The sequence below is a fragment of the Galbibacter marinus genome (assembly GCF_000300875.1).
Taxonomy (GTDB): Bacteria; Bacteroidota; Bacteroidia; order Flavobacteriales; family Flavobacteriaceae; genus Galbibacter; species Galbibacter marinus.
In genome coordinates, this window is sequence record NZ_AMSG01000007.1 from 23,345 (window position 1) to 38,072 (window position 14,728).

The following is a 14,728-nucleotide window of genomic DNA, read 5'->3' on the forward strand; positions in this document are numbered from 1 at the left end:
ATTATTTAAATAGCTTCTCGACTTTGGAAATAGCTTCAGGCAAGCAACACACCACCACGCTATCTTCCTGCTGAATCACAAAATGACCAAGAGCAATAATCCCCTCACCATCGCGAATAACTCCACCGATGGTTGCCGATCGAGGAAAATCTAAATCCCTTATTGCCTTGCCTATAACCTCACTGTTAGGTTTAGCTACGAATTCTAATAATTCAGCATTTAGGTTATTGAGATTCGTAAGTGCTACGACTTCACCCTCTCTTATATGTCTTGATATCGTATTTGCCGCTAGAAGCTTTTTATTAATTAGCGTATCGATCCCTATAGAGTGCGATAGTTGAAAGTAATCAACATTCTCCACTAGGGCAATGGTTTTCTTAATATTTTTTGATTTAGCCATTAAGCAGGACATAATATTAGTCTCTGCATTTTCGGTAACGGCAATAAAAGCATCCATCGAAGAAAGATCCTCCTCTTCCAGAAGTTCTAAATTTCGACCATCACCATTTATAACAAGTGCATTTGGAAGTCTATCCGCTAAACTTAGTGCACGTGCTCTGTCTTTTTCTACGATTTTTACTCGGAATTTACTTTGACATAAATTTTGAGCGGTCTTAAAACCAACTTGGCTTCCACCAAGTATCATAACATTTTTAATTTTCTTTCGAACCTGCCCAGTTAACTGGTAGAGATGATCTACACCCTCTGGCAAGGTCACAAAATAAGCTTGGTCACCTTCTTTAAATTCCACATCCCCTCTAGGAATAATGGTAGTTTGGGTGCCAGAGCGCTGAATGGCAATAGGCTGAAAATTAAGATCAGGAAAAATACTAGCTGCCTCTTGTACTGTTTTACCGACAAATGGAGCGGTTTGCTGTAAAGTAGTTCCAACCATAATCAATGCGCCACCCTCAAATTCATAAGTATCGTTAAATGCAGATTCATCAAGTAATAGCTCAATTTCTTCCGAAGCTAGCATCTCTGGAGAGATTAGCTCATCAATTCCTAACTGCTGAAATTTAACTTCTTCCTTGTTGTGAATGTATTCTGTATTGGATATTCTAGCAATGGTTCGTTTGCATCCTAATTGTTTTGCAAGAAGACAAAGTGTAATATTCGTAGCTTGAGAAGCAGTCACACCTATCATTAAATCAGAAGTTGCTACTTGAGCATCTTTTAGAGTTGAAATTGATGTCGCATCTCCTGTTAAAACTCTGATATCCAAACTCTTCTCGGCTATACTTAAACTATCCGCATCAGTATCTATCAAAGTTATATTTTGAGATTCCAAAGACAGTAATTTCGCCAAGTGGAATCCTATTTCTCCTGCTCCAGCAATAATAATTCTCATAGCTTACAGTAAACAATTTCTATGCAAAGATATATTAAATACTCGTAGCCTCGAGGGAAAGCTTTTCTAAATTCGGAGAGTCACCTATGGGAATGTTTCTGCTTTTTATGAACTACTAGATAAAGATTTCTTGTCGATCCCTTACTGGTCCTGGAATTAACCAAAAAGCATTAGGATTGGAAATTATTTTTTCGGTATCTTTCACAAAATCAGCCAACTCAGATTCAAGAACCACATCTTCTAATGCTTGCTGTATTATCTCAAGTTCTTTTGATGTTAGGGTGTAGTGTTGTTTTTTTTCAAGATTGCTTTGCAGCTCTAACCAGCTAACAATGGAAGACACTATCATGGTGATAAGAGCGATAATACTCCAATTCTCGCTAATATTTAGAAACAAAAAACTTATAGCAATTAGAGCAAAAACTTGAGCCATAATCAAATTCAAAAACCATAGTTTGTATTTCTGATGATGCTCTACAGTTTTTTTAAAGTAATGCTCATAAAGTGAACGAATTCTATTCTGCGCATAATAATTTTTTTTAAACTCGAAAGATGCCTCTCTGAGTTCTAACATTTTGGGCGTTACAGTCTGTTGCTTTAGCATGGCCGGTTCTAATTGTGGACCAAACTCATCAAATCCTTTGCTAATGTGCTTGATACGGTTTTCAAATACTGTTTTTAATTCAGAAGTATTAGCGTGCATGCCAAACTCACCTACACCCATTATAAATTGCCACGTTACGGTTTTAAAAGAAGCCTTAAGACTAAGGTTATTTTGCGCAATTTGATCATAGTTTTTACTTTGTAATACTAAGGCAAGGATCAAGCTTAAAGTAAGCATAATGCCAATAATGCCATAAACCACATTTAAGTCTCCTGTATACTGAAATGTATACATAGTAATAACTACAGCAAGAATCAATAGGATCACCGCAGACCGCTTGATCGTTTTATAGTAGCCCTGATACTTTAAAGCGGCATTGGTAGCTACTTGGAAATAGTTCGGAAAATCGTTAAAATCCATAATCTCAGTACATAGTTTAATTTGCAGTCTGGAGGATATTTTAGGGGTCGTTTAGGACAAATAGCAGTGAATCATCACACTTCTATTTATTCCAATTTTTCAAAATAACATAAATTAATTCAAAGTAGTGTACGGTAATCCGCAAACGGGTAAAATATTCGTTTTATAACCAATTTAAACCCACCAAATAACATTAACTGGCTGAAGTCAAAGCACTCTTTTAGCGATTTATAAAGAGTTGAATGATTCAATTCATTTATTTTGATGGCGTGGGTTGCATGGAAATATCTAACTGAAATTAAAGATTGTGGCTAAAAACCTTTTAAAATCAAGCTTCAATCTATGGAGATGAATTGTAAATAGTATATTTGCAAAAAATTAAGCATGTCAAAAAAGGTTACGCCCTATAAAGATTCTTCTTTAGGTAAAAAACAACAAGTTACCAAGATGTTCGATACTATTTCTGGTAATTATGATGGTTTAAATCGTGTGATTTCATTCGGTATCGATATCAAATGGCGGAAAAAAGTGGTTAAAATGGTGCATGCTACTCAACCACAATCCATTTTAGACATTGCGACAGGAACAGGTGATCTAGCGATAAACCTTGCCAAAGAAACGCATGCTCCCAAAATAGTTGGACTTGATATCTCTGCAGGTATGTTAGAGGTTGGAAAGCAAAAGGTCGCTGATAAAAACCTTACTGATCGTATTGAACTTGTATTAGGAGATAGCGAGCAGCTTCCTTTTGACGATAATAGCTTTGACGCAATTACTGTTGCTTTTGGTGTTCGAAATTTCGAAGACCTAGAAAAAGGCTTGGCTGAGATTTACAGAGTACTAAAAAAAGACGGAACCTTTGTGGTTTTAGAAACCTCTATCCCAACAAAGACTCCTTTCAAACAAGGATACAACCTATATACCAAACATTTATTACCAGTCATTGGCAAGCTTTTTTCTAAAGATCAATCTGCCTATGCGTATTTATCTGAATCCGCATCTGTCTTCCCATATGGCAAGGCATTTAACGATATTTTGACCAAGGTAGGATTTATAAAAGCAACAGATCATCCACAAACTTTAGGTGTCGCTACGATCTACCAAGCATATAAATAACTATATTGCAGTTAAGAAAAACCAACCCCTAAGAATGAAAACGTTACTTTTCAGTTTAACCTTAATTATAAGTGGGCTCACATCCCTACATGCACAGTTCAACGAAAACCCTATTTTAAATCTCGAAAACGAGGATAAAAAAAGACTTAATTGGGGATATTATTTGGGCTTTAACCAGTACGATTTTAAGGTCGATTATGAGAAGCATGACTATTCAACTGGATATAAGGGCGATCAAATGCTGACCAAAAAAAGTATTGGATTTAATGTCGGTCTTATAGGTGAACTTCGTTTAAACGATTACCTAGATCTTCGCCTAGAACCAGGATTGTATTACAATCAACGAGAAGTTGGATTTAAAGATTTCACCACTAACATCGCAACAATGGTTCCTGTTAAATCCACTTATATCCATATCCCCCTTTTATTAAAGGTAAGCACTAAAAGACTTGGTAACATAAAACCTTATATAGTTGGTGGGGCTGCAACTTCATTTAACCTTAGTAGTAATAATGGAAACACAGAAACCATTGACAATGAAGTTATTTCGATGAGTAAAAGCAATTATTATTGGGAAGTTGGATTTGGAATTGACTTCTATCTTAGATATTTTAAATTCTCTCCATCTATTAGAGGTTCATTTGCATTTAAAGATGAGATCTTCCGTGGTAAGCCAGGAGATTTCAATTACGTAAAAAATATAGCAGGAACTTATTCCAGAGCTATTTTCGTAAACTTTACCTTTGAGTAACCTTGTTGGTGTTTTAACTTAGCCTCTTCTAAATTCACTAAGGAGAATTGCCGTAGCGGTAGCAACGTTTAAGCTTTCGGTTTGCTGAGATCCAAATCTTGGAATACTTAGCCTATTACTGACTTTATGTAGTATGGAAGTCCCTATCCCATTAGATTCATTCCCCATAACTAAAATGGCCTCCTTAGGTAGCTTAGACTTATATACGTTTTCACCATCCATAATCGCCCCATAGATCGGCTTATCGGTAGAGATTAAAAAGTCCTCAAGCTCCAGGTAATTGATTTGCACTCTGGCTAAAGAACCCATAGTAGCTTGAACCACTTTTGGATTGTAGCAATCAACCGTATTTACACTGCACACAAGCTGAGATATCCCAAACCAATCACAAAGCCGTATTATGGTCCCTAGATTCCCTGGATCTCTTACATTATTTAGAGCTAAAATTATTCCTTCGGTTTTTAAACTCTTTTGTTCTGGCATATGGAATACCCCCAAAATTTCAGTTGGGGTCTTTAAACAGCTCAATTTTTTCATTTCCCCAGCACCTATCTTCACAGTATTACCAATTGGCAATCCATCTACCTCTTGGGTAACATAAAGAGCATAGGGCAGCAATTTGGATTCTAAAAGTTCCAATACACCTTTGATTCCTTCAGCTATAAAAAGTTCATGCTTATTACGGTACTTTTTTTGATGTAAGGACGTTATAAGTTTTAATTCGTTTTTGCTAACCATACAAATAGTGTATTTTTGACCGTAAATTTAATTATTCACCCTCTTGAGACAACTTCTTGCAAAAATAACGGTATTATTTTTAATAGTACTGCTGAATTCATGTAATGCCGTGAAGAGGGTAGAAAGTGGCCAATTGTTACTTGAAGACAACCATATTTATGTCAATAAACAAAAGGTTACCGAGGATGAAATTGAAGGTTTAATTACTCAAAGGCCCAATAATAAAACTCGTTTGGCAGTCTACAACATGGCCAAACCAAATCCCGCTCGCTATTACACCGCAAAACTCGATTCCAACCTTCAGGACATGAGTTTTTTTGATCGGATGATTTCTAAAAAACAGCTTACTCAATTAGCTGATTACAAAATCAACTTTAATAATTGGCTCATGAAAACTGGAGAAGCACCGGTGATCATTGATAAGGAGAAAATAGAAAAATCTGCAGAGCGCTTAAAATTATACTACGATACAAAAGGGTATTTTAACAATCAGGTGAGTTATGAAATCGACAGCAGTGATACTAAAGAAAAGCGTGCAGTGGTAAATTACAACCTCACCACCGGCCCAGCCTATTACCTAGACTCTATCAGCACCAATTTTGAATCGAAAGATTTAGATTCCATATACAATCGCTATAAACGTTTTTCACGAATTCGACCTGGTCAGAAATTTGACTTCATATTTTTTGATGCTGAGAAGGAGCGATTAAACAACATCTTTGTCAACTCAGGCATATACAAATTCCAACCCTCTTCCATTAGCTTCGACATCCAAAGAGACACCACCCTGAATACAGAAGACAGGAAAATGCCAGTGGTAATTAATATTCAAAACGCTCCAGCAACCCAAGGCGGCGATGAGGTCCCATACAAAATCCATCATGTTAAAGAAGTAAACATCTATGCGGATTATTCCTTTAATAACTCGCAAGATAGCTTAAGCTCGATAAGCTACGACGGTTACACCATCTATTTCAAGGACCAACTTAAGTACCGACCCAAAGCACTCACCGATGTTATTGCCATTTTACCAGATAGTGTTTATAAAGAGTCTGATCGGTCTTTAACAGCCAAACAGATCAACAACCTAAAGGTATTTAAATACCCCAACATCAATTACAGTTATTTAGACAGTACAGACAGTCAGCTAAGGACCAACATATACCTAAATCCAAGACCTCGATTTTCTTTAGGTTTTAGTTCTGATTTACTACATTCCAACATTCAGGATATTGGTATATCCTTGAGTACGTCTTTGATCGCGAGAAACATTTTTAGAGGAGCAGAGACCTTAGACATCGCCTTTAGGGGGACCTTTGGATCTTCATCTGATTTTAAAAATACAGAAAGTGGATTTTTCAATATTGCGGAATTCGGAGCAGACATTGGACTGAACATTCCTAGAATCTTTTTCCCCTTAAACACCAATGGGATCATTCCTAAATCGATGACCCCAGAGACCCGTTTTTCACTTGGAACCACGCTTCAAAAAAACATAGGGCTGGACAAGCAAACATTTAACGGAATAGTACGCTATAGGTGGAACCCTTCCAATATTAGAAGGAATATCTTTGAACTTATAAACATTCAATATGTTAAGAACTTAAACACCGATCGCTATTACGATGTTTATGAGAACAGTTACGATGACCTCAACAATGTAGCCTCGGATTATGCCAGTGAGACAAATCCTGAGTATTTTGATGACAATGGCAATCTTAGCATTCCAACAGGAACCAGCGGATTTACTGAAGATGTATTAAATGGCAACATTAACACCAGTACCGCTGATCAAAATGAAGTAGCCCGTATAGATGACCAAAGGGACCGACTAACTGCCAATAACCTAATATTCTCAACCAATTACACCTATTATAAGAACACAAGACGAAATTTTAACGACAATAACTTTTTTCAATTTAGAGCTAAAATAGAATTGGCTGGTAACCTGCTCTCGAGCTTGTCGACCGCTTTAAATTTAGATACTGATGAAAATGGGAATAATTTAATTTTTGGCGTTCAGTATTCCCAATACGTAAAAACAGAATTTGATTATATAAAATATTGGCGTCTTTCACGTCGTGATGTCCTAGCCTTTAGATCATTTATGGGAGTTGCTATTCCTTATGGCAACTCTGGAAGCATTCCCTTCATCAGAAGTTACTTTGCTGGAGGGTCGAATGACAACAGAGCCTGGCAGCCCTATGAACTTGGGCCTGGAAGAACAAAAAGCACCAATGACTTTAATGTAGGTAACTTAAAACTAGCATTTAACCTAGAATACCGATTTCCATTAATTGGTGATATCAATGGCGCTTTATTTGTGGATGCAGGTAATATCTGGGATTTTTTAGACGATGTGGAAAGTGAAAAAGCAACTTTTGAAAACCTACGTTCCTTAGAAGAGATCGCAATAGGTACAGGATTTGGTCTTAGGTACGATTTTAACTTTTTTGTATTTAGATTTGATATTGGCTTTAAAACCTACGATCCTACTTATGATCAGAGGAGTAAACGATGGTTTAATGATTACAATTTTGGCAACGCCGTCTATAACATTGGGATCAATTATCCTTTTTAAGCCGTGTAAATTTATTATTTTTGCAAAGACAATTCCAAGTTGTAAAAACGGTGGAGTTTTTCTCTTGAACAAATTGTCGTATTTTTGGCTTTTTAAGACGCATTTGAAGCGAACAACTATATAACTATATAAAAATTAGAAACTTAAATTTATGAGTCACAACATTAAGGCTGGTGTAGCCACTGGAGACGAAGTACAAAAGATATTTGACTATGCGAAAGAGAAAGGATTTGCTCTTCCAGCAGTCAATGTCATTGGAAGCAGTACTATCAATGCTGTATTAGAAACAGCAGCGGATTTAAATTCTCCTGTTATTATCCAATTCTCCAACGGAGGAGCACAGTTTAATGCTGGAAAAGGACTGTCTAACGATCAGCAAAAAGCTGCTGTTGCAGGAGCTGTTGCAGGCGCAAAACACGTTCATGAAATGGCTGAAAAATACGGAGTTCCAGTAATCCTCCATACGGATCACTGTGCTAAAAAACTTCTTCCATGGGTAGACGGTATGTTGGATGCTAGTGAAGAGTATTTCAAACAAACTGGAAAACCATTATTTAGCTCTCATATGATCGATCTTTCTGAGGAGTCTATCGAAGAAAACATCGAGACCTGTAAAACTTACCTAGAGCGTATGGATAAAATGGGGATGACCCTTGAAATCGAACTTGGTATTACAGGTGGTGAAGAAGATGGAGTTGACAACACTGATGTGGATGACTCTAAATTGTACACTCAACCAGAGGAGGTAGCTTATGCTTACGAGGAGTTATTGAAAGTATCACCTCGTTTTACTATTGCTGCAGCTTTTGGTAACGTACATGGTGTTTATAAACCAGGAAACGTTAAGCTAACTCCAAAAATTCTTAAGAATTCTCAGGAGTATATTTCACAGAAATACAATGTACCTCACAACACAATTAACTTTGTATTCCATGGTGGATCAGGTTCTACTGTTGAGGAGATTAGAGAAGGAATTTCTTACGGGGTTATTAAAATGAATATTGATACGGATCTTCAATATGCTTATTTAGAAGGAATCAGAGACTACATGAAATCTAAAGAGGCTTACCTTGCTGGGCAAATCGGTAACCCAGATGGTGAAGATTCACCAAATAAAAAACATTATGATCCACGCGTGTGGATTCGTGAAGGAGAAAAAACCTTTATCACTCGTTTGAAAAAGGCTTTTGAAGATTTAAACAACGTGAATACGTTATAAATTGAACAGAAAGCACTAAGGAGATATAAATCTCTTTAGTGCTTTTTTAATTCTATATACTATATGGCAATGGCTTGGTTTAAAAGAAAAGAAAAAGGCATACAAACCGCTACAGAAGAGAAAAAGGATACCCCTGTTGGTCTTTGGTATAAATCACCAACTGGTAAAATTGTAGAGGCCGATGAGTTGGCTAAAAACTTTTACGTAAGTCCAGAGGATGATTATCATGTGCGTATCGGTAGCAAAGAATATTTTTCAATATTATTTGATGATAACAAGTTCAAGGAGCTAGATCCTAATTTAGAATCAAAGGATCCGCTGAGCTTTATCGATACCAAAAAATATTCAGACCGTCTTAAGCAAGCCCAAGAAAAAACCAAACTTAAAGATGCAGTTCGCACTGCTGTAGGAAAGTCTAAGGGTAAAAATTTGGTCATTGCTTGTATGGATTTCTCTTTTATTGGAGGATCTATGGGAAGTGTTGTTGGAGAGAAAATTGCACGAGCTATTGACTACTCCATCAAAAAGAAAATTCCTTTTATGATGATTTCAAAATCTGGTGGTGCAAGAATGATGGAGGCCGCTTTATCGCTTATGCAGTTAGCTAAAACTTCTGCTAAATTAGCACAGCTTTCTGAACTTGGAATACCATACATCTCATTGTGTACCGATCCAACAACTGGAGGTACAACCGCTTCTTATGCTATGCTTGGTGATATTAATATCGCTGAACCTGGCGCACTCATTGGGTTTGCAGGACCTAGAGTTGTCAAAGAAGCTACAGGAAAAGATCTTCCTGAAGATTTTCAAACATCTGAGTTCTTGTTAGAGCACGGATTCCTTGACTTTATTGTCCATAGAAGGGATCTAAAGAACAAGGTGAACCTGTATATAGATTTAATACAAAACCAAGCGGTAAGAGCTTCGTAATATTAGCAACATAATCTACTACAAAGGCTCCAATTTCGGAGCTTTTGTTTTTTAACCATTAAGGTTCTTTCAGCAATTAAAAAGAGTCACTAATTTTTTCCTTTTTTTTCAGGCTTAAAGAATTAAGATCTAACAAAATAGGCTCTTTTACCTAATAGGATTAATTATTAATTTTATCGGTTTAAAATTAAAATAATTACTATATTTGCGCCCTTGATAGATCGACTATCAAATACATAAGAATCATTTAAAAGAAATATTGGCATGTATTTATCAAAAGAGGTAAAAGCAGAGATTTTTAAAAAACACGGTGGAAGTGAAAACAACACTGGATCTGCAGAAGGACAAATCGCTTTGTTCACACACAGAATTAAACACTTAACTGGACACTTGAAAAACAATCAAAAAGATTTCAACACAGAGCGTTCATTAGTTATGTTGGTGGGTAAAAGAAGAAGCCTGCTAGATTATTTGAAGAAGAAAGATATTACAAGATATCGAGCTATCATCAAAGAATTAGGATTAAGAAAGTAAATTATAAAGGGGAGCAATTTGCTCCCTTTTTAATTTAGTCTTTATTTTTTCTGTTTTTTTTGGACTTTCTATCATTAAAGACATACTTTTGAATTTCTCATATATTGAGAATTCAATTTTCGTTTAACCACAACCTGAGACAGTAAGTGGTTAACAAAAAAGCTTAGATAACTAGTTTTTCATTGGGTAACAACAACTACAACACAACTCGGCCGTGAAATCCACGGGTGCCCATTGTTTAACATTCCGCTGCTATAATTTTCAGTTATGCGGAGCAATAAAAAAACTAAATGATTCCTGAAGTAAAACAAGAAATTATTGATTTAGGGGATGGTAGAACCATTTCTCTAGAAACGGGAAAATTAGCAAAACAAGCTGATGGCTCAGTCGTTGTCCGTATGGGTGATGCTATGCTACTAGCTACCGTGGTTTCTGCTAGAAGCGCAAACCCTGGTATTGACTTCTTACCCTTAACGGTAGATTACCGTGAAAAATTTGCAGCTGCAGGGCGTTTTCCTGGTGGCTTTTTTAAACGTGAAGCTAGACCGAGCGATCGCGAGGTATTAACAATGCGTTTGGTGGATCGTGTATTACGACCATTATTTCCAAAGGATTATCACGCTGAGACTCAGGTGATGATTCAACTTATGTCAAATGATGACAATGTGATGCCAGATGCCTTAGCTGGTTTGGCAGCGTCCGCTTGTATTCAATTATCTGACATTCCTTTTGAATATCCAATCTCTGAGGTTAGAGTTGCTCGTGTTAACGGTGAATTCATCGTTAACCCAAGTAGAGCACAATTAGAAACTGCTGATATGGATATTATGGTTGGAGCCTCTGAGGATTCTGTTGCCATGGTAGAGGGTGAAATGTTAGAGGTGTCAGAGCAAGAAATGGCAGAGGCTATTAAAGTTGCTCATCAGGCCATTAAAGTACAAGTTGAAGCTCAAAAAAGACTTGTTGAAAAAGTTGGTAAAAAAGAGGTACGTGAATACGAACTAGAAGTTGAGGATTTAGAATTAGAAGCTAAAATTCACGATTTTGCTTACGATAAATGTTATGCTGTTGCCAAAGAAGATACTTCAAAACAAGAGCGTGGTGAGAAGTTCAGTTTAATTAAAGAGGAGATTTCTGCATGGTATAGCGAAGAAGAGCTAGAAGAAAAAGCAGAACTTATCAGTAAGTATTTTGCGAAGTCTCAAAAAGAAGCAGTTAGAAACCTAATCCTAGACGAAAACATTCGTTTGGACGGTAGAAAAACTACAGATATTAGACCAATTTGGTGTGAGGTAGATTACCTACCTTCTACTCATGGATCATCGATCTTTACCAGAGGTGAAACTCAGGCTCTTGCTTCAGTTACACTAGGTACTTCAAAACAAGCCAACGTAATAGATCTTCCTACAGAGCAATCCGAGGAGCGATTCTATTTACATTATAACTTCCCTCCATTCTCCACTGGTGAGGCTCGTCCCCTTAGAGGAACTTCACGTAGAGAGGTTGGGCACGGGAACCTAGCACAACGTGCTCTTAAGAACATGATTCCTGATGAATGTCCTTACACAGTTCGTGTAGTATCTGAAGTCTTAGAATCCAATGGTTCTTCATCTATGGCAACTGTTTGTGCTGGAACAATGGCGCTTATGGATGCTGGTGTTCAACTTAAGAAGCCAGTTTCTGGTATTGCCATGGGTCTTATCACTGATGGTGAGAAATACGCTGTTTTATCAGATATCCTAGGAGATGAAGATCACTTAGGTGATATGGACTTTAAAGTTACTGGTACTGAAAATGGAATTACAGCTTGCCAAATGGATATTAAAATCAAAGGTCTTTCTTATGAAATTCTTGAAAACGCTCTAGCACAAGCTAGAGATGGAAGATTACATATCCTTGGAAAACTAACAGATACAATCGCAACGCCAAGTGAACAAGTCAAAGCACATGCACCAAAAATGGTTTCAGTTACAATTCCTGGAGATTACATCGGAGCTTTAATTGGTCCTGGAGGTAAAGTAATTCAGGAATTACAGAAAACAACTAACACTGAGATTGTTATCGAAGAGGTAGACGATAAAGGTGTAGTTGAGATTCTTGGTACTGACCAAGCTGGAATCGATGCAGTACTTGCAAAAATTGATTCTATTACCTTCAAACCAGTCAAGGGTGAAGTATATGAGGTAAAAGTAATTAAGTTACTTGATTTTGGTGCTGTTGTTGAATATACGCAAGCTCCAGGTAATGAAGTACTATTACACATCTCAGAACTAGCATGGGAACGTACTAACAGCGTAACTGATGTGGTTAACATTGGTGATGTTTTTGAAGTTAAGTACTTTGGAGTTGATCCTAAAACACGAAAAGAAAAAGTTTCTAGAAAAGCAGTTCTACCAAAACCTGAAGGTTATGTAGAACGCGAAAGAAGCTCTGACAATCGCCATAGATCTAATAACGATCGTAGAGGTGGTGATCGAGATAGAAAGCCTCGAAGAGACTAAACAATTCATGTTAATTTTAAAGTGTGTGAAAAGTCTGGACATGTGCCAGGCTTTTTCTTTTTTGGAGCCTTAAGTCTTCCCAGCTGTATTGCTTTAACAAAAAAGTATTACTTACTTTTGTTGATTAATTTTCATCTCAAGTATTATGTTCAAGAAATTAGTAGGGATCGAACCCTTGGATCTTATCCCATCCGCAGAGCTTAAACTTCAAGAGTTTGCACAGGAAGTTGTTTTATTTAGAGATATCCCAAAGGATGATCAGCAAATTATTGAACGTATTTCCAATGCTGATGCGGTACTTTTAAGCTATACTTCAACATTGGACAAGAAAATTCTTGAGAAATGTCCCAATATCATATACATTGGTATGTGCTGTTCATTATATTCCCCAGAAACGGCCAATGTGGACATTCACTATGCCAATGAGCGAGGAATAAAAGTAACAGGTATACGCGATTATGGTGACGAAGGAGTGGTTGAATATGTTGTAAGCGAACTTGTTCGTTGTTTACATGGATTTGGAACTGACAAAAATGGTCAGCCAGAAAAACCTTGGGATGGTGTACCTAGAGAAATTACAGGACTCAAAGTTGGGATCGTTGGACTTGGAACCTCAGGAGGCATGATTGCAGACGCCTTAAAGTTCTTCGGAGCTGAGATTTCCTATTTTGCACGAAGTGAAAAACAAGCAGCTAAAGCCAAGGGTTATACTTTCCAAGATCTTGATACGCTGCTATCAGAAAATGAGGTTATACTCTGCTGCCTTAACAAAAACACAGTCCTTTTACATGAATCAGAATTTAAGAGCCTAGGTGATCATAAAATACTATTTAACACAGGACTCTCCCCTGCCTGGGATATGAAACCCTTTGAAAAGTGGCTTGAAGCTGAAAATCGTTGTTACTGTGACACTTTGGGTGCTCTTGGCGATAAAGAGCTTTTAAAGCACCCTAATGTCCGTTGTATGGAAGTTTCTGTGGGGCGTACCAGACAAGCCTATATCCGATTAAGTGAAAAAGTGTTAGCTAACTTATCAGAATACAATGGGTGAGGTAATATTTCTTAAGGTATTTACCACACTCCAACCTGCGATCTTAGAAGTCTTGCTATAAACATCAACAATAGCATGAACCTCTTCATTTTTAATTTCTATTCGGTGGTCATCCCCTATATAGTCCGGAACAGAGGTCACCGAAACTTTTATATTCTCAGGTCCCACTGAGGCAAGTGAAGCCGCAACAGCTACATTCACCTTTGTCGGAAACAAAGCAATGGCCTGTTTAGCATTCCCAGAAAACACTTTCTTAGCATCAGTTTCAAGTGCAGATTCATATACGCTGGTGGAACGCAAAGATTTTGGACTTTTCTCTGTGTCGAATGTGATTTCACAATCTCCCATTAAGGAGGCTGTACGAAGAACATCAAAACCTCCAATGGATCCAGAGACTAAATGTACTCTTGTACCGTGTTTCTTTGCGGTCTCCTGGACTTGATTGTAAAACTCCTCATCGGCCAAAGCTCCAATGGAAAGAGTTACAATTGAAGAGCCATTTTTAAGTGCTGGCAAAGCCAATTCACGCAAAGCAACTGGAGCAGCAGACTCTACGATATAATCTGGCTTAAGGGCTATGATCTCTGAAATAGACTCATAAGCATCGCAGCGATAACCAATTTCTTCCTTATTTATTCGCTCGGCAAGCTTCTGAGCTTTCTCAAATGTCCTAGAGTAGCTACCAATTAGCTGATAATCATCAAGCACCCCACTAAGTAATGCATCAACAACAATATCTGCTAATTTTCCGCAACCAACTATGGCTAGTGTTTTCTTTGCTTCTTTCATCATTTTATTTGATTTTTTTTAGACATTCAATTCTTAAGGCATTAAGATTTCCCTTAAGCTTATAACTTAGTTCTTATTCCTATTTACATAAAAATAAGTAAGTTACTTACTGAACTCTCAAAGGTAGTAAATAACAATGTAAT

12 protein-coding genes are annotated in these 14,728 nt (G+C 37.1%); 8 read left to right on the top strand and 4 right to left on the bottom strand.

The genetic code is table 11. The annotated features are described in order from the left end of the window. Position 1 precedes the first annotated feature (1 nt). Complete coding sequence (gene trkA / locus I215_RS06950; RefSeq protein ID WP_008991257.1) at positions 2-1,351, bottom strand: Trk system potassium transporter TrkA; 1,350 nt, start codon at positions 1,349-1,351, stop codon at positions 2-4. A gap of 115 nt (positions 1,352-1,466) precedes the next feature. Beyond that, entirely contained in the window at positions 1,467-2,375 is a 909-nt protein-coding gene (locus I215_RS06955) for a DUF4231 domain-containing protein (RefSeq protein ID WP_008991258.1), read from the bottom strand. A gap of 384 nt (positions 2,376-2,759) precedes the next feature. On the opposite strand from I215_RS06955, the gene ubiE reads away from it, so the two are divergent. Together ubiE and porT are read left to right on the top strand one after the other, a co-directional pair. Then, a complete protein-coding gene (gene ubiE / locus I215_RS06960) occupies positions 2,760-3,491 on the top strand; it encodes a bifunctional demethylmenaquinone methyltransferase/2-methoxy-6-polyprenyl-1,4-benzoquinol methylase UbiE (protein WP_008991259.1) in 732 nt (243 codons plus the stop codon). A 34-nt stretch (positions 3,492-3,525) separates the two neighbouring features. Further along, positions 3,526-4,242 (top strand): type IX secretion/gliding motility protein PorT/SprT, encoded by a 717-nt coding sequence (gene porT / locus I215_RS06965; RefSeq protein ID WP_008991260.1) that lies wholly within the window; start codon positions 3,526-3,528, stop codon positions 4,240-4,242. 18 nt (positions 4,243-4,260) lie between these two features. Here porT and I215_RS06970 read toward each other — a convergent pair whose 3' ends face one another. After that, complete coding sequence (locus I215_RS06970) at positions 4,261-4,980, bottom strand: RNA methyltransferase (RefSeq protein ID WP_008991261.1); 720 nt, start codon at positions 4,978-4,980, stop codon at positions 4,261-4,263. Positions 4,981-5,023: 43 nt separating this feature from the next. Here I215_RS06970 and tamL point away from each other — a divergent pair, with 43 nt between their 5' ends. The 6 genes from tamL (at position 5,024) to I215_RS07000 (ending at position 13,796) form a co-directional block, all read left to right on the top strand. Beyond that, a complete protein-coding gene (tamL, locus tag I215_RS06975; protein ID WP_040459964.1) occupies positions 5,024-7,561 on the top strand; it encodes a translocation and assembly module lipoprotein TamL in 2,538 nt (845 codons plus the stop codon). Between the two features lie 151 nt (positions 7,562-7,712). Next, positions 7,713-8,780, top strand: a complete 1,068-nt coding sequence (gene fbaA, locus I215_RS06980; protein ID WP_008991263.1) for a class II fructose-bisphosphate aldolase — start codon at positions 7,713-7,715, stop codon at positions 8,778-8,780. A 69-nt stretch (positions 8,781-8,849) separates the two neighbouring features. Then, the gene (gene accD / locus I215_RS06985) at positions 8,850-9,710 is read left to right on the top strand and encodes an acetyl-CoA carboxylase, carboxyltransferase subunit beta (RefSeq protein ID WP_008991264.1); all 861 of its coding nucleotides are present in this window, start codon (positions 8,850-8,852) and stop codon (positions 9,708-9,710) included. Between the two features lie 264 nt (positions 9,711-9,974). Further along, a complete protein-coding gene (gene rpsO, locus I215_RS06990; protein ID WP_008991265.1) occupies positions 9,975-10,244 on the top strand; it encodes a 30S ribosomal protein S15 in 270 nt (89 codons plus the stop codon). A 290-nt stretch (positions 10,245-10,534) separates the two neighbouring features. Further along, positions 10,535-12,745, top strand: coding sequence for a polyribonucleotide nucleotidyltransferase (locus tag I215_RS06995; RefSeq protein WP_008991266.1), 2,211 nt, complete (start codon positions 10,535-10,537; stop codon positions 12,743-12,745). Positions 12,746-12,890: 145 nt separating this feature from the next. After that, entirely contained in the window at positions 12,891-13,796 is a 906-nt protein-coding gene (locus tag I215_RS07000) for an NAD(P)-dependent oxidoreductase (protein WP_008991267.1), read from the top strand. Here I215_RS07000 and I215_RS07005 read toward each other — a convergent pair. After that, complete coding sequence (locus tag I215_RS07005) at positions 13,779-14,588, bottom strand: aspartate dehydrogenase domain-containing protein (RefSeq protein ID WP_237738938.1); 810 nt, start codon at positions 14,586-14,588, stop codon at positions 13,779-13,781. The genes I215_RS07000 and I215_RS07005 overlap by 18 nt on opposite strands. Positions 14,589-14,728: the final 140 nt, after the last annotated feature.

What these genes read in the sequence shown, in the direction of transcription:
- trkA (WP_008991257.1), bottom strand. Translation starts at nt 1,351, where the DNA reads ATGAGAATTATTATTGCTGGAGCAGGAGAAATAGGATTCCACTTGGCG.
- I215_RS06955 (WP_008991258.1), bottom strand. Translation starts at nt 2,375, where the DNA reads ATGGATTTTAACGATTTTCCGAACTATTTCCAAGTAGCTACCAATGCC.
- ubiE (WP_008991259.1), top strand. Translation starts at nt 2,760, where the DNA reads ATGTCAAAAAAGGTTACGCCCTATAAAGATTCTTCTTTAGGTAAAAAA.
- porT (WP_008991260.1), top strand. Translation starts at nt 3,526, where the DNA reads ATGAAAACGTTACTTTTCAGTTTAACCTTAATTATAAGTGGGCTCACA.
- I215_RS06970 (WP_008991261.1), bottom strand. Translation starts at nt 4,980, where the DNA reads ATGGTTAGCAAAAACGAATTAAAACTTATAACGTCCTTACATCAAAAA.
- fbaA (WP_008991263.1), top strand. Translation starts at nt 7,713, where the DNA reads ATGAGTCACAACATTAAGGCTGGTGTAGCCACTGGAGACGAAGTACAA.
- accD (WP_008991264.1), top strand. Translation starts at nt 8,850, where the DNA reads ATGGCTTGGTTTAAAAGAAAAGAAAAAGGCATACAAACCGCTACAGAA.
- rpsO (WP_008991265.1), top strand. Translation starts at nt 9,975, where the DNA reads ATGTATTTATCAAAAGAGGTAAAAGCAGAGATTTTTAAAAAACACGGT.
- I215_RS06995 (WP_008991266.1), top strand. Translation starts at nt 10,535, where the DNA reads ATGATTCCTGAAGTAAAACAAGAAATTATTGATTTAGGGGATGGTAGA.
- I215_RS07000 (WP_008991267.1), top strand. Translation starts at nt 12,891, where the DNA reads ATGTTCAAGAAATTAGTAGGGATCGAACCCTTGGATCTTATCCCATCC.
- I215_RS07005 (WP_237738938.1), bottom strand. Translation starts at nt 14,588, where the DNA reads ATGATGAAAGAAGCAAAGAAAACACTAGCCATAGTTGGTTGCGGAAAA.